Origin of the sequence: Pandoraea morbifera (genome assembly GCF_902459575.1) — a bacterium.
Classification (GTDB): domain Bacteria; phylum Pseudomonadota; class Gammaproteobacteria; order Burkholderiales; family Burkholderiaceae; genus Pandoraea; species Pandoraea morbifera.
Genome location: NZ_CABPSD010000004.1, coordinates 331,190 through 349,594 on the forward strand (window position 1 = coordinate 331,190; position 18,405 = coordinate 349,594).

Annotated in this window: 20 protein-coding genes and 1 tRNA gene; 12 read left to right on the forward strand and 9 right to left on the reverse strand. The window is 65.5% G+C overall.

Annotation, left to right across the window (positions count from 1 at the left end; translation table 11 throughout):
- Nucleotides 1–15 precede the first annotated feature (15 nt).
- Nucleotides 16–591, forward strand: coding sequence for a CNP1-like family protein (locus PMO31116_RS09660; protein WP_174971053.1), 576 nt, complete (start codon nt 16–18; stop codon nt 589–591).
- A 212-nt stretch (nt 592–803) separates the two neighbouring features.
- Here PMO31116_RS09660 and proB read toward each other — a convergent pair whose 3' ends face one another.
- The 4 genes from proB to rplU form a co-directional block, all read right to left on the reverse strand.
- Nucleotides 804–1,937 carry a glutamate 5-kinase gene (proB, locus tag PMO31116_RS09665; RefSeq protein WP_150566508.1) on the reverse strand — a complete coding sequence of 378 codons (1,134 nt, stop codon included), beginning with the start codon at nt 1,935–1,937 and terminating at the stop codon, nt 804–806.
- Between the two features lie 106 nt (nt 1,938–2,043).
- The gene (gene cgtA / locus PMO31116_RS09670; protein WP_150566509.1) at nt 2,044–3,183 is read right to left on the reverse strand and encodes an Obg family GTPase CgtA; all 1,140 of its coding nucleotides are present in this window, start codon (nt 3,181–3,183) and stop codon (nt 2,044–2,046) included.
- Between the two features lie 148 nt (nt 3,184–3,331).
- Nucleotides 3,332–3,592 (reverse strand): 50S ribosomal protein L27, encoded by a 261-nt coding sequence (gene rpmA, locus PMO31116_RS09675; protein ID WP_023594142.1) that lies wholly within the window; start codon nt 3,590–3,592, stop codon nt 3,332–3,334.
- Between the two features lie 28 nt (nt 3,593–3,620).
- A complete protein-coding gene (gene rplU, locus PMO31116_RS09680; protein WP_023594141.1) occupies nt 3,621–3,932 on the reverse strand; it encodes a 50S ribosomal protein L21 in 312 nt (103 codons plus the stop codon).
- Between the two features lie 327 nt (nt 3,933–4,259).
- Between rplU and PMO31116_RS09685 the strand changes: the two genes are divergently transcribed.
- Complete coding sequence (locus PMO31116_RS09685) at nt 4,260–5,189, forward strand: polyprenyl synthetase family protein (RefSeq protein ID WP_246185234.1); 930 nt, start codon at nt 4,260–4,262, stop codon at nt 5,187–5,189.
- A 23-nt stretch (nt 5,190–5,212) separates the two neighbouring features.
- Nucleotides 5,213–5,289: transfer RNA gene (locus PMO31116_RS09690), tRNA-Pro, on the forward strand.
- Nucleotides 5,290–5,454: 165 nt separating this feature from the next.
- Here the strand turns inward: PMO31116_RS09690 and PMO31116_RS09695 are convergent.
- Nucleotides 5,455–5,985: a cytochrome b gene (locus PMO31116_RS09695; protein WP_150566511.1), complete on the reverse strand. Its 531-nt coding sequence runs from the start codon at nt 5,983–5,985 to the stop codon at nt 5,455–5,457.
- Nucleotides 5,985–7,076 carry a catalase family peroxidase gene (locus PMO31116_RS09700; protein WP_150566512.1) on the reverse strand — a complete coding sequence of 364 codons (1,092 nt, stop codon included), beginning with the start codon at nt 7,074–7,076 and terminating at the stop codon, nt 5,985–5,987. Before PMO31116_RS09700 ends, PMO31116_RS09695 begins: the two co-directional genes overlap by 1 nt.
- 156 nt (nt 7,077–7,232) lie before the next feature.
- Here PMO31116_RS09700 and PMO31116_RS09705 point away from each other — a divergent pair, with 156 nt between their 5' ends.
- The 9 genes from PMO31116_RS09705 (at nt 7,233) to yacG (ending at nt 15,265) form a co-directional block, all read left to right on the forward strand.
- Entirely contained in the window at nt 7,233–7,763 is a 531-nt protein-coding gene (locus PMO31116_RS09705) for a sigma-70 family RNA polymerase sigma factor (protein WP_063598601.1), read from the forward strand.
- Nucleotides 7,760–8,515, forward strand: a complete 756-nt coding sequence (locus PMO31116_RS09710; RefSeq protein ID WP_150566513.1) for an anti-sigma factor family protein — start codon at nt 7,760–7,762, stop codon at nt 8,513–8,515. The genes PMO31116_RS09705 and PMO31116_RS09710 overlap by 4 nt, the downstream gene beginning before the upstream one ends.
- Nucleotides 8,516–8,628: 113 nt before the next feature.
- The gene (locus PMO31116_RS09715) at nt 8,629–9,921 is read left to right on the forward strand and encodes an HlyC/CorC family transporter (protein ID WP_150566514.1); all 1,293 of its coding nucleotides are present in this window, start codon (nt 8,629–8,631) and stop codon (nt 9,919–9,921) included.
- 120 nt (nt 9,922–10,041) lie between these two features.
- Nucleotides 10,042–11,262: a GspE/PulE family protein gene (locus tag PMO31116_RS09720; RefSeq protein WP_150566515.1), complete on the forward strand. Its 1,221-nt coding sequence runs from the start codon at nt 10,042–10,044 to the stop codon at nt 11,260–11,262.
- A gap of 156 nt (nt 11,263–11,418) precedes the next feature.
- Nucleotides 11,419–12,639, forward strand: a complete 1,221-nt coding sequence (locus PMO31116_RS09725) for a type II secretion system F family protein (RefSeq protein ID WP_174971056.1) — start codon at nt 11,419–11,421, stop codon at nt 12,637–12,639.
- Complete coding sequence (locus PMO31116_RS09730; RefSeq protein WP_150566517.1) at nt 12,636–13,559, forward strand: prepilin peptidase; 924 nt, start codon at nt 12,636–12,638, stop codon at nt 13,557–13,559. Before PMO31116_RS09725 ends, PMO31116_RS09730 begins: the two co-directional genes overlap by 4 nt.
- Entirely contained in the window at nt 13,556–14,179 is a 624-nt protein-coding gene (gene coaE / locus PMO31116_RS09735; protein ID WP_150566518.1) for a dephospho-CoA kinase, read from the forward strand. Before PMO31116_RS09730 ends, coaE begins: the two co-directional genes overlap by 4 nt.
- Before the next feature lie 131 nt (nt 14,180–14,310).
- Complete coding sequence (zapD, locus tag PMO31116_RS09740) at nt 14,311–15,066, forward strand: cell division protein ZapD (protein ID WP_023594072.1); 756 nt, start codon at nt 14,311–14,313, stop codon at nt 15,064–15,066.
- A gap of 4 nt (nt 15,067–15,070) precedes the next feature.
- Nucleotides 15,071–15,265, forward strand: a complete 195-nt coding sequence (gene yacG / locus PMO31116_RS09745) for a DNA gyrase inhibitor YacG (RefSeq protein WP_023594071.1) — start codon at nt 15,071–15,073, stop codon at nt 15,263–15,265.
- A gap of 144 nt (nt 15,266–15,409) precedes the next feature.
- Here yacG and PMO31116_RS09750 read toward each other — a convergent pair whose 3' ends face one another.
- The 3 genes from PMO31116_RS09750 to argJ all read right to left on the reverse strand — a co-directional run bounded on the left by PMO31116_RS09750 (nt 15,410) and on the right by argJ (nt 18,260).
- On the reverse strand, nt 15,410–15,844 hold the full coding sequence (locus PMO31116_RS09750) for an NUDIX domain-containing protein (protein WP_150566519.1): 435 nt from the start codon (nt 15,842–15,844) through the stop codon (nt 15,410–15,412).
- 83 nt (nt 15,845–15,927) lie between these two features.
- Complete coding sequence (locus tag PMO31116_RS09755; protein WP_150566520.1) at nt 15,928–16,812, reverse strand: ATP-binding protein; 885 nt, start codon at nt 16,810–16,812, stop codon at nt 15,928–15,930.
- 218 nt (nt 16,813–17,030) lie between these two features.
- A complete protein-coding gene (gene argJ, locus PMO31116_RS09760) occupies nt 17,031–18,260 on the reverse strand; it encodes a bifunctional glutamate N-acetyltransferase/amino-acid acetyltransferase ArgJ (RefSeq protein WP_150566521.1) in 1,230 nt (409 codons plus the stop codon).
- Between the last annotated feature and the right edge of the window lie 145 nt (nt 18,261–18,405).

Below are 18,405 nucleotides of genomic sequence, written 5' to 3' on the forward strand. Positions count from 1 at the left end.
TCCCGACCACATTCCATGCGCTCCTCCCTCGCCCGCCGCGCGCCGCGCCTGGCCACGCTCGCCTCTCTGGCCGCCCTGTCGCTGATCGCCGCCTGCAGCAGCACGCCTTCGCAACCCGTGCAGGATTTCGACGAATACCTCGCCCAGCAGGAGGCCGCCAAGGGCAAATGGAAGGAAGCCGAGGTCACCCTGCCCACGGCCGCGCCGAACGACGCCGATCTCGTGAGCTTTCCCACGCTGCCCAATGCGACGCTCGACTACGCCATCGACGCGAAATCGGTGCAGGTCACGGACGACGGCGTGGTCCGCTACATCGCCGTGATCCGCAGCAAGCAGGGCGCACGCAATGTTTCGTACGAAGGCATGCATTGCTCGACGTTCGAGACGCGTCTGTACGCGACGGGCCGTCCCGACGGCACGTGGGTTCCCGCGCGCAACAGCGAGTGGCGCCCCATCCGCCCCTACGGCGCGACAGCCTATCAGGGCATTCTGTACCGCGACTACCTCTGCCAGGACAAGACGCCGCTGGGCAACGCCAAGGCCATCGTGCAAGGTCTGCGCTACCCGACCACCCACCCCGAATACCGCTGATCGTGCAGGGCGACACCCGCCCCGCATGATCGGCTCCGCACGGCTCGTCGGCCACATTCCGCGCGCCGTCGCGGGTGGTGGATCGCAGGTTCTGGGGCGTGGGGCGTGGGTCGCGACACGGGCGCCCGCCCCCGCCGCGCGCCTCATGAAAAAAACGCCGGTCGCGTCTCGCGGGCCGGCGTTTGCTGCCTGAATCGAACGTCGTCGGACGTTCAGCGCAGGATCAGATTGTCGCGATGGATCAGTTCGGGCTCGTTGGCGAAGCCCAGCACCTGCTCGATGTCAGTGCTCGGGTGGCGGCGAATCAGTCGCGTCTCCGAGGCGCTGTAGTTCGACAGCCCGCGAGCGACTTCATGACCGGCCTCATCCACGCAGGCGATCACTTCGCCGCGGGCGAACGTGCCTTCCACATCGATCACACCGATCGGCAACAGGCTCTTGCCCTCTTCCACCAGCTTCTTGCAGGCGCCGGCGTCGATCACGACGCGGCCACGCACCTGCAGATGGTCGGCCATCCACTGCTTGCGCGCCGTGAGGACGGCCGTGCGCGCCACGAGTTGCGTGCCGATGGCCTCTCCGCCGGCCAGGCGTACGAGCACGTCGGCCTCGCGACCCGATGCGATCACGGTGTGCGCACCACTCGTTGCGGCGCGTTTGGCGGCCAGAATCTTGGTCAGCATGCCGCCGCGCCCGATGCTGGAACCGGCACCGCCGGCCATCGCCTCCAGGCGCTCGTCGCCCGCCTTCGCTTCGTGCACGAATTCAGCGTCAGGATGCTTGCGCGGGTCGGCCGTGTACAGCCCCGACTGATCGGTCAGGATGACGAGGGCGTCACCGTCGATGAGGTTGGTCACGAGCGCGCCCAGGGTATCGTTGTCGCCGAACTTGATTTCGTCGGTCACGACCGTGTCGTTCTCGTTGATGATCGGCACCACGCCCAGACGCAACAGTGTCAGCAGCGTCGTGCGCGCATTCAGATAACGCTCGCGATCGGCCAGGTCGGCATGCGTAAGCAGGATCTGCGCGGTACGCACGCCATGCTCGGCGAAGCGCGTTTCGTAGACCTGCGCCAGGCCCATCTGCCCTACGGCGGCGGCGGCCTGCAATTCGTCGATGGCCTTCGGACGGCGCGCCCAGCCCAGGCGCTGCATCCCCTCGGCGATCGCGCCCGAGCTCACCAGCACGACCTGCTTGGGTGCGCGCCCGTCTCCACCGTGGCGCAATGCGGCGATCTGCTGCGCCCATCGCGCAATCGCGACATCATCCAGCCCGCGACCGTCATTGGTTACGAGACTGGACCCCACTTTCACCACGAGCCGCTTGGCATCGGCGATGACCGAACGCATGGACCTGGATTCTCCTGCGGATGTATTGGGAAGACTGGCCGCGGGGCGCGGCCGGATCGCCGACACGGACACAAGGGCCCACGCCGGCGTTTCGAGTGATGGGAGTTTACGCCTTTGGCGCGTCGTCCGGGGACGTTTGTGGGGGCATGCCGGCTGCGTCGGCAACCGGCGCGGCGCTGCCTGCGCGGAAGCGCGGATCGAGTGCGGCGTCCTCGATCGCTTCCTCGACGGCGCCACGTTGCTGATACAGATACTCCTGCACGGCCAGGCAGAGCTTTTCGCAGCCCTCGCCCGTCAGCGCGGAGATTTCGAACGTGGGCCCGCCCCAGCCGAAGCGCCCGAGGAAATCGGCCACGCGCTCTGCGCGCTCGGCCTCCGGCACCATGTCCACCTTGTTGAGCACCAGCCAGCGCGGCTTCTGGAACAGCGCTTCGTCGTACTTCTGAAGCTCGAGCACGATGGCCTTGGCGTCGGCCACCGGATCGACGCCTTCGTCGAACGGCGCGATGTCCACGATGTGCAGCAGCAAGCCGGTGCGCTGCAGGTGACGCAGGAACTGGTGACCGAGGCCGGCACCCTCGGCCGCGCCTTCGATCAGACCGGGAATGTCGGCAATCACAAAGCTCTTGCCCGGCGCGGTGCGCACCACGCCCAGGTTCGGATGGAGCGTCGTGAAGGGATAGTCGGCGACCTTCGGTCGCGCATTCGACACCGAGGCGATGAACGTCGACTTGCCCGCGTTGGGCATGCCGAGCAGTCCGACGTCCGCGAGCACCTTGAGCTCGAGCTGGAGCATGCGGCGCTCGCCGGGCTTGCCGTCGGTCTTCTGACGGGGCGCGCGGTTCGTGCTCGACTTGAAGTGGAGGTTGCCCAGGCCGCCCGCACCGCCCCTGGCGAGCACGACTTCCTGACCGTGTTCGGTCAGGTCGGCGATGGTCTCGCCCGTGTCCATGTCGGTGATGATGGTGCCGACCGGCATGCGCAGGAAGATGTCTTCCCCACCCTTGCCGTAGCAATCCGAGCCCCGACCCGATTCGCCGTTCTTCGCCAGATGCTTCTTCGAATAGCGATAATCGATCAGGGTATTGATGTTGCGATCCGCCACGGCAAACACGCTGCCGCCGCGACCGCCGTCGCCGCCGTCGGGTCCGCCGAACGGCACGAATTTCTCGCGGCGCATCGATGCCGAGCCGTTGCCGCCGTTCCCGGCGATCACCTCGATACGCGCTGCGTCAATGAATTTCATGGGGTTCCGTTCCGCTCAATCGACCGTCCGCAGACGATCCTAACACTGTCCAATGGCCCTCACCCGGCGCCTTGGACGGCTGCGCGGGCAGGACAAACAAAAAAGGCTCCGCATGGGAGCGGAGCCTTTTGGTGGCAAAAGGCTTAGCTTACGCTGCCGGCACCACGCTGACCACTTGCTTCTTCGCTGCGCCCTTGACGGCGAATTGCACGTGACCGTCGGTCAGTGCAAACAGCGTGTGGTCCTTACCGATACCGACGTTTTCGCCGGCATGCATACGAGTACCACGTTGGCGAACGATGATGCCGCCAGCCAGGATTGCCTGACCGCCGTACACCTTCACGCCAAGGCGCTTCGACTCGGAATCGCGGCCGTTACGGGACGATCCGCCTGCTTTTTTGTGTGCCATGACTTAACTCCTTACCTAGCTCGATCGATTAGCCGTTGATGCTGTCGATGCGCAGCTCGGTGTAGTTTTGGCGATGGCCTTGACGCTTTTGGTAGTGCTTGCGACGGCGCATCTTGAAAATCTTCACCTTGGGGTGACGACCTTGGGCGACAACGGTAGCCTTGACGGAAGCCCCACTGACCAACGGCGCACCGAACTTAATCGATTCGCCCTCGCCAACGGCGAGAACCTGGTCGATGGTGATTTCAGCGCCAATGTCAGCCGGTATCTGTTCTACTTTGAGCTTTTCGCCAGCAGCAACCTTATATTGCTTACCGCCGGTTTTTATGACCGCGTACATTGTTGAACCTCACTCATAAACAAGAGAATTTTCGCGCAGACCGAGGGTCCCGAAAGGACTCGACTTACCGGCCAGCACCCGCGCCGCGAACCGTCATACCGAAGTATTTTCGGACTCGGCGCAATGAATGCGCGCACGAAAACCGGGGATTATACAGAGTTTCTCCTTTTGCGTCAAAGACTTCCGTGAACCCAGTCATTCCGCGGGGCTGGTACCCGAAAGTGCCCGCGCCCACTATATAATTTGGGGCGAATTTTTCCTCACCCGAGCCTTGTCTTGACTGCTTCGACTTCTTCCCAGAACGTACTGGCCGCCATCGCCGACGACATGCGTGCCGTCGACCAGCTTATCCGCCACCGGCTGGCCTCCGAGGTGGTCCTGATCAATCAGATCTCGGAGTACATCATCAACTCGGGCGGCAAGCGGCTGCGCCCGGCGCTGCTGCTGCTCGTGGCCAATGCGCTCGGCGTGACATCGCCGGCGCGTTTCGAACTGGCGGCCGTCATCGAGTTCATTCATACGTCGACTTTGCTGCACGACGACGTGGTCGACGAATCCGACCTGCGTCGCGGCAAGCAAACGGCCAATGCCTTGTTCGGCAATGCCGCATCGGTGCTCGTCGGCGATTTCCTCTACTCGCGCTCGTTCGAGATGATGGTGAGCGTGGACAACATGCGCGTGATGCAGATTCTCGCGCGTGCGACGAACGTGATTGCCGAAGGCGAAGTGCTGCAGTTGCTGAACATGCACGACCCGGACGTCGATGAAGCGCGTTATCTCCAGGTCATCAAGTACAAGACCGCCACGCTTTTCGAGGCCGCCACGCAACTCGCAGCAGTGCTCGCCAACGCCGACGCGCAGACCGAAGCGGCGGTGCGCGAATACGGCGGTCGTCTCGGCACGGCCTTTCAACTGATGGACGACTGGCTCGATTACGCCGGCGACACCGACGCGATGGGCAAGAACGCGGGCGACGACCTGCGTGAGGGCAAACCGACGCTGCCGCTCATTCATGTGCTGCAACATGGCACGCAAGCGGAGCGCGCCCTCGTGCGCGAAGCCATCGAGAATGGCGGCACCGACAAGTTCGAACCGATCCTCGCAGCGATCACGCGCACGGGCGCACTCGATTACACGCTGGCACGCGCGAAGGAAGAGGCGGACGCCGCCGCGCAAATTATTTCTGCGCTCCCCTCTTCCAATTACAAAAATAGCCTGCTAGAATTATGTTCTTACTCGATAGCGCGACGCACTTAAAAAGCGAAGTAGCAGTATCGAAGCGGGGTGTAGCTTAGCCTGGTAGAGCGCTACGTTCGGGACGTAGAGGCCGGAGGTTCGAATCCTCTCACCCCGACCAAACATTTGTATGACAAAGCAGCGGGTTATCCAACCCGCTGTTTTTGTTTGTGCGGTCGGCATTGGCGATTCCCTCGCCATTGTCCCTCGGTTCTGCCGCCAGGCTTCCACCGTTGCCGACCGTCACAGCGGCGAGACGCACAAGGCGCATCTCGCCGCGCCTCTCTCACCTCCCCACCATCGTTCGCACAACTCCGTCCCTGCGAATCAGGCCGTGATAAAGCGCCGCCGCGAAATGCGCCAGGAATGTCAGAAAGAACAGATACGCCAGCACGCGATGCGCGACCCTGAGCCAGGCAAACGTCACCGGACTGGCCGATACGATTGCCGGCAACTGCACACCGCCGCCCAGCGTCACCGGATACCCGCCCGCCGAGAGCATCGCCCATCCGATCAACGGCATTGCGATCATCAACGCGTACAGCGCGACATGCGATCCGTGCGCGGCCGCCTTCTGCCATCGGGGCAGATCCTCGGGCAACGCGGGGGGCTTCGACGAAAACCGCACCACGATCCGCACACACACCAGCATCAGCACAGCGATTCCCAGTGGCTTGTGCAACGCGACCAGGAATTCGTGCCGCTCGGACACGGACGCCACCATCCCCACGCCGACGAACAACATCGCGAGCACCATCGCCGCCATCACCCAATGCAACACGCGCGCCGGCAAACCAAACGTCTTGGAAGCCCTCATCACCGTCCCTCCGCACTCAATCGCGCCACACCGGCCACACCGGCCTCTTCACTCGTTCGGCGCAGATACGAATCCGCATACGCAGCCGACCTCGCCGCCAGCAACGGATCACCGGATACCTGAATGCCCTGCGGCAGCACCGTAGGGTCGTAATTCACATCCCGGCACGGCCCGCTGTCCTGCGGCGCCACGTGGTCAAGCACCAGCGTGCCCGCGTCGATCGTCGTGCGCTGCGCGGGCCAGACCTTCGTCGCGTCGTCGACCGGATCGCCAGGGGCTGCAAGCGTGATCAGCAGCTTCCACTTCTGCGCGCCTTGCGCGATGCGCCGCGTCAGATCCTGCGACAGCACGTCGGGATCCGAAGCTGTCGCGACCTCGCCCGCGCCTGCCGTTTGCTCGGGCTCGACACGCCACCGCACCGCGCGTCGCTTTCCGGCCGCGTCGACAAAGTAGAACGCGTTCAATCCGTAATAGCGCTCGGTGACGAAACTCGCGCTCGGCTTCGCCCCCTTGATCCAGTCGCGAAACGCGGCGGTCTCCGGATGTGCGTCGAAGAACGCCTTCACCTTCGCGGCGTCCGGCTTGCCAGTCTTCGGATCGGGCCGGGTCGCGACCGTCTGCTCGTAGAATGCCTGCGGCGTCGCCACGGGAAACACGGGCATCGCGTTCATCCCGGTGCGCCACTGCTCACCGTCCGGCGCCGTCAGCTTCAACGCCAGGCTCCGGATCGGCACGCTGCTGTCGGGCGCGTACGGATTGCCGCCCGGCAGCGCGAAGCGCCCGACTACCGGTGTGCGCCCGGCCTTGAAGACCTGCGCGATGGAATACTCGCTCGCGGCGCCATTGCCTTCGAAGTACCCCGTCACACACACGCCCTTCGCGTGATTGCGCCGAAAGCCGGGATACACGCCGCTGTTGGCCTGCAACGCGTTGACGAGCCGATGCGGCGTCAGGCGCGCGGGCGCCAGCCAGCCGCCGACATATCCGAACGCGACGGCCACGCCGGCCACCGCGCCGCCAATCACGGTCCAACGCCACGCGCCACGCGCCGGCCCGCGCGTCGGCGGCTGCGAGGAAGAAGATCGCTCCATGAATTCACTCCCGATCGTCAGATCATTGTCGAACGCGCTTAGGACGCCGGCCACGCCGCCTTATTCCATCACCGGATTTTTTGTATGCTGATGGAATAGACGGCGCTGACCGGCGTCTTACGTGGCATCTCCACGCTTTCGGCAACCGGCCCGGCCATGCCCTCAAACGCTCCTGACGCCCCCGACGACGACGCGTTACGCGAACTCATCCCCAGGCTGCGACGTTTCGCACTCTGGTTGGCACGCGACGTCCACGCAGCGGACGATCTCGTGCAGGCGACGCTCGAGCGCGCGCTCTCGCGCTGGACGAGCCGCCGCGAGGATGCATCGCTGCGCAGTTGGTTGTTCACGATCCTTTACCGGCAGTTTCTTGACGGCAAGCGCAGCGCAAAGCGTTACGCCTGGCTACTCGGGCGCATCCGCGACGACGACGAATCGCACTGGCCCTCCGCCGAGCGCGAGGTGGCCGCGCGTGCGACGCTCGAAGCGTTCGGCCGGCTGTCCGACGAGCAACGCAGTCTGCTGCTGCTCGTTGCGGTCGAGGGCTGCACGTATCAGGAAGTCGCCGATTTGCTCGATGTGCCGATCGGCACGGTGATGTCGCGGCTTTCACGCGCACGCCAGGCGCTGCGTCAACTGAGCGACGGCGAACCTGCCACCCCTTCTTTGCGGTTGATGAAGAAATGAACATCCGTCCCGACGAACACGATCTCCAGGCTTATGTCGACGGACAGCTCGACGACGATGCGCGCGCTGCCGTGGAGCGTCATCTCGCGCTGCATCCGGCGCAGGCCGAGCAGGTCCGGCAGTGGCGCCAGGATGCGCAGCGACTGCGCGCGGCGCTCGAAAGCGTGCGCATGCCAGGCGACAATCCGGCGCTCGACCCGCGAGCGATCCGCGCGCGGCGCGCGGCACGCTCGCGCATGCGGTTTGCGATGGCCGCGTCATTCCTGTTCTGCATCGGACTGGGCACGTTCGGCGGATGGCAGGCGCGGGGCTGGAACGCGTCACCGGGCGTGCCACCGATGAGCGATGCGGTCGAGGCGTACCGGATGATGGTGGTCGACGGGGCGGCAAAGGTGGACTTCAAGCCGTCGAGCGCGGGCGAATTGCAGGCGTGGCTCACCACGCGCGTCGGCAAGTCGGCGGTGTTGCCTGATTTGAGCGCGGCGGGATTCCGGCCGGTCGGCGCACGCTTGTTCGCGACCGGGCACGGCGCCGCCGCAATGGTGCTTTACGAGAACGGTGCGGGAAGCACGCTGAGCTTCTACCTGCGGCCGCCGGAGTCGGCGCGGCAACTGATGGCGGCCGGCGAACGCATGGATGGACCGTTGCTGGCGCGCTACGGGTCGGTCAACGGGATGAATTACGCAGTGGTCGGGCCGGCGGACAGTCTCGCGCAAAAGGCGGTGGTCCGGGCGCTGAATCAGCAGACGTGAGCCGTTCGGGCCGAGCCCCCCGTCATCCACCGCCGAGACGCCAAACGCCGCGATGCCCTCTGCTATAGTGGCAACTCATTGTCACCCCCTGCGCCATTCGCGCACCCCATCGCTTGGAATCCTTGCCCTTATGGGCGCAGCTTTGCGCCGTCGCTCTCCTGATCATCTGCTCGGGATTCTTTTCCATTTCGGAAACGAGCATGATGGCGCTCAACCGTCATCGCCTGAAGCATCTCGTGCGCATGAACGTGCACGGCGCGCGGTCGACGCAAGGGCTCCTGTCGCGCACCGAGGACCTGCTCTCGACGATCCTCGTCGGCAATAACGTCATCAATACCGTCGTTCCGGTGCTCACCACGTCGATCGCGGTGCGTTACTTCGGCAACGACGCGCTCACGCTGTCGATCGCGACCGCCGTGATCGCGCTGCTCATCATCATCTTTGCGGAAATCGGTCCGAAGATCGTCGGCGCGACCTATCCCGAGCGCATCGCGCTCTCGGTCAGCATGCCGCTCAAGCCGATCGTCACGGTCGCCACGCCCCTGGTATGGGTGCTCAACGGATTCGTGCGCGGCCTGCTGCGCGTGCTGCGCATCGACACGCGCCGCGCGGCCGGCGATGTGCGCCTCACCACGGAAGAGCTGCGCACGATCGTGCTCGAAGCCGGCAACTACATGCCGACCAAGCCGCGCAGCGTGCTGCTCAACCTGCTCGATCTCGAGAACATCACCGTCGACGACGTGATGGTGCCACGCGCGCGCATCGAGGCGCTCGACATCTCCGCGCCGCTCGACACCATTCTCAGCCAGCTCGAGACGTGCTACCACAACAAGCTTCCGGTGTACGACGGCGACATCGATCGCGTGATCGGCATCCTGCCGGTGCGCCGCACGCTCTCGGCGTTACGTCATCCCGATGACCTCTCGGCGGACACGTTGCGCGCCCTGCTCGTCGATCCGTATTTCATCCCGAGCGACACGCCGGCCCTGCGTCAATTGCAATACTTCCAGGAGAACCACCGGCGTGTCGGCCTTGTCGTCAACGAATACGGCGAAGTCGAGGGCCTCGTCACGACGGAAGACATCATCGAGGAGCTCATCGGCGAGTTCACGACCAGCGTGCCAGGCGCCGGCGGCAGCCGTTCCGGCTGGACGACGCAAGGCGAGTGCCTGGTCGGCGGCGGCGTGGGACTGCGCGACCTGAACCGGCGCCTGGGGCTGCATCTGCCGACCGACGGCCCGAAGACGCTCAACGGCCTGATCCTCGAAATGCTGCGCGAAATTCCCGAGGCGGCCGTCAGCCTGGAGATCGGCGACGTGCGCATGGAGATCGTGCAGATCGACAACCAGGCGATCAAGACGGTACGCCTGTTCAGGCCCGCGCCCCGCACGCCGTCTCGCGACTAGACACGCGTCGACGGGTCGATCACTGCGCGTGACAGCGCTCATTTTTCGGGCAATTCCGATTGAGCAGGCCCGGGGTTTTGACGAGACTGAAGCTTCACGAAGCTCTCGTCATTCCTTGCCATGTCCTTGCCTCCTTCCGATGCTGCCGCCGGGGCGCCCCCATCCGCTCGCACAATCGCCTCGCCACCGGCAGCGCGTGACGCCGAGAGTAGCGCGGTCGGCAATGCCACGTCGCCGCTGCGCCTGCTCGAACAGGTGTTGAGCGACGCGATTCGCGCCGGCGCTTCCGACATCCATTTCGAACCGATGGCCGAACGCTTTCGCGTTCGACTTCGTGTCGACGGCCAACTGCAGGAGCATCACGACGTGCCCTTGCCGTGGCGCGACATGCTCGTCTCGCGGCTGAAGGTGCTGGCCAACCTGGACATTGCACAGAAGCGCCTGCCGCAGGACGGCCGCATGGTGTGGCGCGACGCGGGCGACCCGGTCGAATGCCGGGTGAGCGCCCTGCCAACGCTGCATGGCGAAAAACTCGTCGTGCGGCTGCTCGACGGCGCCAAGGTCCCGTTGTCGCTGGAGGGCCTCGGCTACACGCCGAAGCAGTATCTCGCGCTTGCACGAGCGATCGCGCGACCGCACGGCATGATTCTGCTCACCGGCCCGACCGGTAGCGGCAAGACCGTCTCGCTGTACAGTTGCCTGCGTCGTCTGAACGACACGTCGCGCAATATCGTCACCATCGAGGACCCGGTGGAGATCCGGTTGCCGGGGGTCACACAGGTCAATCTCAACGAGCGGGCCGGGCTCGACTTCGCCACGGCCCTTCGCGCGTTTCTCCGTCAGGACCCCGATGTGCTGGTCGTCGGCGAAATCCGTGACGCGCAAACGGCGGAGATTGCCGTGCAGGCGGCCCAAACCGGACATCTGGTATTTGCCACCGTTCACGCCAACGATGCGCCGGGTACACTGGCGCGCCTGTTCGACCTTGGCGTCGCACCGTTCAATCTCTCGTCCACACTGCTCCTCATCAGCGCGCAGCGGCTGCTGCGACGCCGCTGCCCTGCCGGGTGCGAGCCGAATCGCGCCCGCGAGACGGCGATATGCGCGGGCCACGCGTGCATGCGATGCCACGGCACCGGCTTCGCGGGACGTATCGGCGCCTTTCAGGTCATGCCGATCAGCGCGGCACAGGCGACCAATATCGCGCAGGCGCGAAGTCCACACGAACTGGCGGCCCAGGCCGAGAGCGAGGGTGTGATGAGCTTGCGCGAGGCGGGGCTTTGGCACGCGGCCTCGGGCACTGTCAGCAAGGAGGACGTCGATGCCATCATGCCGGCCTGACGCCATGGAACCGATGACGGACGCGCCGATGTGCCCCCCCGCGCTGGCATTGGCATCGCCTGCGCTCGCCGCAGGCGCCGATCGCCGACCGACCGGGCAACTGCCGTACCGGTATCGCTTGTCGATGGCCTTGCACGAATGGCGAGGTCACGCCTCATGACCCGCGCTTCAAGGCCACGCCGCTGGCACTGGGAGGGGCGCGACGCCAACGGTCAGCGCAGACGAGGCGAAGTGATCGCCAATGGCGAAGCCGCCGCACGACTCGTATTACGGGGCCAACGCCTGAACGTCACGCGATTGCGCCCCGGGCGGCGCCATGTCGCGTCGGGCCGTGTCGCGGCAAGCGATGCCACGGACTTCGTTCGACGCCTCGCCACGCTGCTCGGCGCGGGGGTGCCGCTCACGTCCGCGCTCGACGTGCTCGCGCGCGGCGCGCACACGCGCGGACTCAGACAACTGGCGTCGGACGTGGCGCTGGACGTCGGGCGGGGGCATCCGCTGGCACAGGCGCTCGCGCGAACGAGTCATCGCTTCAGCCGAGTCGACTGCCAATTGATCGCCGCCGGGGAACTCGGTGGGCAACTGGGCCCGACATTGGCGCGACTGAGCGCCCAGTACGACCACACGCGCGCCGTTCGCGAGAAGCTGCAACGCGCCCTGGCCTACCCCCTGACCGTGCTCGCCGTGGCGATCGTCGTTGTGGTCGCGCTGCTGCAATGGGTCATTCCGGAGTTCGAACGCCTCTTCGCCAGTGCCGCCGGCGGCGGCGTGCCGCTCCCGCCGCTCACCCGATGGTTGATCGACGTCTCGCGCGCGTCACTCATGAACGGGCCCTGGCTGCTGGCCGGTGCGGGTGGATGCGGCCTCGTGATGGCGGGCGCGATGCGGCGGAGCGCACGCATGCGCACAGCAAGGGACCGCGTGCTGCTGGCGCTGCCGGGCGCGGGCCGAATCGTGCGCCTGTTATGTGCGGCACGTTGGGCGAGAACGCTCGGCACGCTGCTCGACGCCGGGGTTGCGCTGCCTGATGCGATGGACGCCGCAGCGGGCGCCTGCGGCAATCTCGTCATGCAACGCGCGGCTCATGACGTGCACCGTAACGTCGTGCGCGGCGGGCGGCTTGCCACGTCGCTCGAAGCCGGTGCGCAGTGGCCTTTGATCCTGGCACAACTGTCGGTAATCGGGGAGGAATCGGGTACACTCGGGCGCATGCTCAACCAGGCCGCCGGCCTGCTCGACGAAGAAGCCTCGCATGCACTGGTTCGTGCGTGCGCGACGCTGGAACCCATGATGATTACGTTTCTCGGCCTGCTGATCGGCGGCATGGTCCTCGCCATGTATCAGCCGATGTTCCAACTCGGATACGGTGTCGCATGAACGGCATGAATGGCTTCGCGGAACCGCTTCTCGTCGATTGGCTCGCACAACTGGAGCCCCATTGGCGCCTGGCCTTGTTTGCGCTGGCGGGCGTGGTGGCCGGGCTCGGCCTCGATGTGGTCATTCGCCGTGTGCCGGCAGCGGTCGAGCGGGCATGGCGCGAAGAGATGCAGGCAGCCGACTTCGCGCGGGAGCCATTCACCGCGGCCTCTGGAGCCTCTGGAGCCGCGGCACCTTCGGCGCGCTGCGATTCCGACGCGCCCGACTTTCGGCGCGCGGGCGCGGCGCATCAGAGCGACCATCCCTGCGTGGCATTGACGTACGGCGCTTACCTCTGCGAGCCGGGCCTCGCGTTGTCCGCGATGGCCCCGCACCGTCGATGGCAGTTGTCGGCGCTTGCCGGTGTACTGAGCGCGGCGATCGGCTGGCGCTTCGGCCCGACGTGGCAGAGCCTTGGCGCGCTCGCGTTGGTATGGACGCTCATCGCGCTCGCCTACATCGACTACGACACGCAACTCCTCCCCGACATTCTCACGCTGCCGCTGCTCTGGGCGGGCCTGCTCTGCAATCTCGGCCATTGGTTCGCGGCGCTGCCTTCGGCCGTCATCGGCGCGGCCGCAGGCTACCTGAGCCTTTGGGCCCTGTACTGGGTGTACTGGTGGCTGCGGCGTCGCGAAGGCATGGGTTTCGGCGACTTCAAACTTTATGCCGCGCTGGGTGCCTGGTTCGGATGGAGCGCATTGCTGCAGATCATCACGCTCGCCTGCCTGCTTGCGATCGGCGTGGCAGGTGCGGCGTGGCTTGCCGGGCGGCTGCGCAGCGACCAGATGTTCCCGTTCGGCGCTTTTCTCGCGGCAGCGGGCATGATCACGCTGTTCGGCGGCAATGGACTGATGATCTGGATCGGAGGAACCCCATGACTTACGCCATCGGCCTCACCGGCGGCATCGGCAGCGGCAAGACGACCGTCGCCAATCTGTTCGCCGCGCATGGCATCGCCATCATCGATACCGATGCCATCGCGCACAGCATCACGGCGCCCGGCGGCGCGGCGATGCCGGCGATCCGGCGCGAATTCGGCGACGCATTCGTGGCCCCCGACGGCTCGCTCGACCGGGCCCGGATGCGCGACGCGGTATTCACCGACGACGCGGCAAAAGCCCGTTTGGAGGCGATTACCCACCCGTTGATCCGGACTGAGTGTGAACGGGCCGCGGCCGAGGCCGACGGGCCATATCTGATATTCGTCGTGCCACTGCTGGTGGAGTCCGGCACATGGCGAGCCCGCGTGCAACGCGTGCTCGTGGTCGACTGCTCGGAGGAAACACAAATCGCACGCGTGATGTCGCGCAATCGCTTCTCGCGCGAGCAGGTGCAGGCGATCATGGGGCGTCAGGCAACGCGCGCGCAGCGCCTGGCCGAAGCAGACGACGTGATCGACAACGACGTCCAGCACGCGCCGCTTGCACCGCAAGTGGATCGGTTGCACGCGGCCTATCTGAGGCTCGCGGCGCAGGAAAAGGGGGGCGAATCGGTGTAGTGCACTGCATTTCCCGCGCAACGCGCGAGCTTCGGCCTCGATTGAGCGCCCACTCGCGTTGCACCTCGACAGATTCCCGCATTAGAATGTCGCCATTACGCTGAACAGCGCCAACTTTTGGGCCAACGCGCTTGATCCTGTACGAATATCCGCTCAACGAACGCATTCGCACGCTGCTTCGGCTCGAAGAGCTGTTCGGGCGCTTTGCCTTCTTCGTGGGACAGGATCAGCCGCTCGATCACCATGCGGCGCTGACCACGATGTTCGAGATCGCCGACATTGCCGGGCGCACCGACCTGAAGAATGAACTGGTCAAGGAGCTCGACCGGCAGCGTCAGACCCTGCAAACGTATCGCGGGAATCCCGATATCGCTTCCGACGCGCTCGAACAGTTCATCGGCGAAGTCGAGCTGGCGATCGCGAATCTCAACCAGATTCCCGGCAAGCCCGGCCAGCACCTGAACGACAATGAGTGGCTCGCGAGCATTCGCAGCCGCTCGGTCATTCCGGGCGGTACCTGCCGCTTCGATCTCCCGTCCTACTATGCATGGCGTCACAACGACACCGAGCAGCGTCGTAGCGACATCGACAAATGGATCGGTCCGCTTCTGCCGCTGCGCGACGCCATCGGCATCGTGCTGGGCCTCGCCCGCGAGTCTGGCCACGCGAGCAAGGCGATGGCGCAGCAGGGCAGCTATCAGCAGATGCTGACCGGGCGCGTGTACCAGCTCATGCAGGTGCGGGTCGCCGCCGATCTGCGCGTCATCCCCGAGGCGAGCGCCAACAAATACATGCTGTGGGTACGCTTCACGACGCAGGACGGTGATCTGAAGCCGCGTCCTGTCGACAACGACGTACCATTCCTGCTCACGCTCTGCAATCTGTAAGGCCATGACGACTGTCGTGAACTGTCCGACCTGCGGCAAGAAGGTGGTTTGGGGGCCGCAAGCCAAGTTCCGTCCGTTCTGCTCCGAACGTTGCAAGCAGATCGACATGGGCGCCTGGGCCGCCGAAAAGTACACGATTCCCGCCGAATCGCCGGACGATCCTTCGAGGGACGCACCGCTCGATCCGACGGACCGCTGAGCGGCATCGCTGCGCCGGCATGGCATCGTCGAGTGTGTCTCGGCGATCGCTTCAAATCCCCCCTATCACGCGTCCCGGCACCCAATCTCGTTCCATCGCCCCACGCTGCCGGCGCGACGGCAGTCGGCGCGCGGCCCGTGTCGGTTACGATCGTGCCGCCAACTCTTCGGCAAGCCACGTCAGGGGGGGAAGTGCCGCAGGCAACAGGGGTTCGACGCTCACGGGGGGGTGCTCCCACGCCAGCGCCTGGCCTTCCTTGCCATGCGGCTCGCCCTGCCATGCCGTGACCTTGCAGAAATGCAGCCGCACGTAAGCGTGCGGGTAATCGTGTTCAAGCACGCGCCACGGCGCGCAGCGCTCGACGGTCACCCCCAGTTCCTCGTGCAGCTCTCGCGCGAGCGCCGCCGCGACCGACTCTCCGGCCTCGAGCTTGCCGCCCGGAAACTCCCAGTAACCGGCGTAAGGCTTGCCTGCCGGGCGCTGCCCGAGCAACACCGCTCCGTCCGGGCGCACCATCACGCCGACGGCCACTTCCGTGATGGGACGCCCATCGGGCGCCACTTTTTTCGAATCTGTCATATCACCGCACAAAGCCTGCTGAATTTCCGTTGCGGGCGGTGCCTGGCCTTTGAACCAGGCCAGACCCCGCGCGCGCCGGATCGTTACGATGCCGACGACGCTGCACCGCGCTGCTTGCCCGCCCAGTCGCGTGCGAACTGAAACGCGACACGGCCCGAGCGCGATCCGCGCTCCAGCGCCCAGATCAGCGCTTCATGGCGTGCGCTCTCCGTCTCGCGCTCGGGCACCCCGAAATGCTGCAGCCAGTGAGAGACGATCGTCAGGTAGTCGTCCTGCTTGAACGGATAAAAGCTCACCCACAACCCGAAGCGCTCGGACAGCGAGATCTTCTCCTCGATCACTTCGCCCGGATGGATTTCCCCGTCGTCGGTATGGCGGTAGCTCTCGTTGTCCTTCATGTACTCGGGCAACAGGTGACGGCGGTTCGACGTCGCATAAATCAGCACGTTGTCGGACTGCGCGGCGACTGAGCCGTCGAGTGCGACCTTCAATGCCTTGTAGCCGGACTCACCGTCTTCGAACGACAGATCGTCGCAGAACACCACGAACCGCTCCGGTCGCTGCGAGATCAGGTCGACGATGTCGCCCAGATCGGTCAAATCGTCCTTGTCCACCTCGATGAGACGCAGCCCCTGCGAGGCGTACTGATTCAGACAGGCCTTGATCAGCGACGACTTGCCGGTGCCGCGCGCGCCGGTGAGCAGCACGTTGTTGGCCGGCTCGCCTTGCACGAACTGGCGCGTATTCTGTTCGATAAGCGCCTTCTGACGCTCGATATTCTGCAGGTCCCCCAGCGTGATGGCGGAGACGTGCGCCACCGGCTGCAGAAACCCGCGGCCTTGCTTCTTGCGCCAGCGAAACGCGACGGCCGAATCCCAATCGATCTCGGGCGTCGCCGGGGGCAGCATGGCCTCCAGGCGGGCGAGCACGCCTTCGGCGCGCGTTAGGAATTGCTCAAGCTTGTCCATGATTCGAAATCCCCGCGCCACTCGCGGGCGCCTGTGTGGATGCTTCGTCGTGTTGCGATGTCCCTTCGCTGTGCGCCACGGTGCTTGTGTCACCTGCCGGCGTGGACCGATGGAGATCGGCCGCTTCCACCGACGCATGCGCGACGCCGGTTGGGCGTCGCCGCCCTGCGTCGACGACTGCGCTTCCGGTGAGAAGCGCCAGGCCGTCGCGTCAGGGCTTAGGAGCGGTAGTCGGCGTTGATGCTCACGTAATCGTGCGAAAGGTCGCACGTCCACAGCGTCGCGGAGGCATCGCCCCGGCCGAGCACCACGCGCACCGTGATCTCGCTTTGCTTCATCACGCGCTGGCCGTCTTCCTCGCGGTAATCCGCGTTGCGCCCACCGGCGCGGGCGACCAGCACGTCGTCCAGATACAGGTCGATCTTGCTGACGTCGAGGTCGTTCACGCCGGCATACCCGATGGCGGCCAGAATGCGGCCCAGGTTCGGATCGGAGGCGAAGAATGCCGTCTTGACCAGCGGCGAGTGCCCGATGGCATAAGCGATCTGGCGGCACTCCGCCACGTCGCGACCGCCTTCGACCGTCACGGTGATGAACTTCGTGGCGCCCTCGCCGTCACGCACGATCAATTGCGCCAACTCCTGCGAGATCGACAGCAGGGCGTCGCGGAATGCGGCGAATGCGGGCGTGTCCGTGCTGGCGATTTCCGGCAGATCGGTCTGTCCGGTGGCGGCCACGATGAACGAGTCGTTGGTCGACGTATCGCCATCGATGGTGATGGCATTGAACGAGCGGTCCGCCACGTACTTCACGAGGGCGTCGAGCACCGGCTGCGCCACGCGCGCGTTCGTACCGACGAAGCCGAGCATGGTCGCCATGTTCGGCTTGATCATGCCGGCCCCCTTGCTGATGCCCGTGAGCACGATGGACTTGCCGTCGATCACGATCTCGCGCGACGCGGCCTTGGGCAACGTGTCGGTCGTCATGATCGACTGCGCGGCTTCGTACCAGTGCGCCGGCGCCAGGTTGGCAATCGCCTGCGGCAGCCCCGCCACGAGGCGATCGACCGGCAGGGGCTCGAGAATCACGCCGGTCGAAAACGGCAGGATCTGGTTCGGCGCCACCGACAGAAGCTTGGCCAGCGCGTCGCACGTGGCGCGGGTGGCGGCCATGCCGGGTTCGCCGGTCCCGGCGTTGGCGTTACCGGTGTTGACCACGAGCGCGCGGATGCCCGCTTGCGCCGCGAGATGCGCCTTGCACACCGTCACCGGCGCGGCACAGAAGCGGTTCGTGGTGAACACGCCCGACACGGTGCTGCCGGCGGCCAGTCGCATGACCAGCACGTCCTTGCGATTCGGTTTGCGGATGTTGGCTTCGGCCCAACCCAGCTCGACGCCGGGCACGGCGCGCAGTTGGGAGGCTTCGATCGAGGGGAAATTGACGGCCATGTGGGTTCGCCCGCGAGAGGAAAGGGTTGCAGCTCCCGCCCAGGCGATGTCGGCACGACAGCCCGCCGGGGCGGCGGTTGATCGGTGCGGCCGGCGGAAAAACCGGCGCCACAAACGACGCGGCGCCGATCCTGAGTCGGCGCCG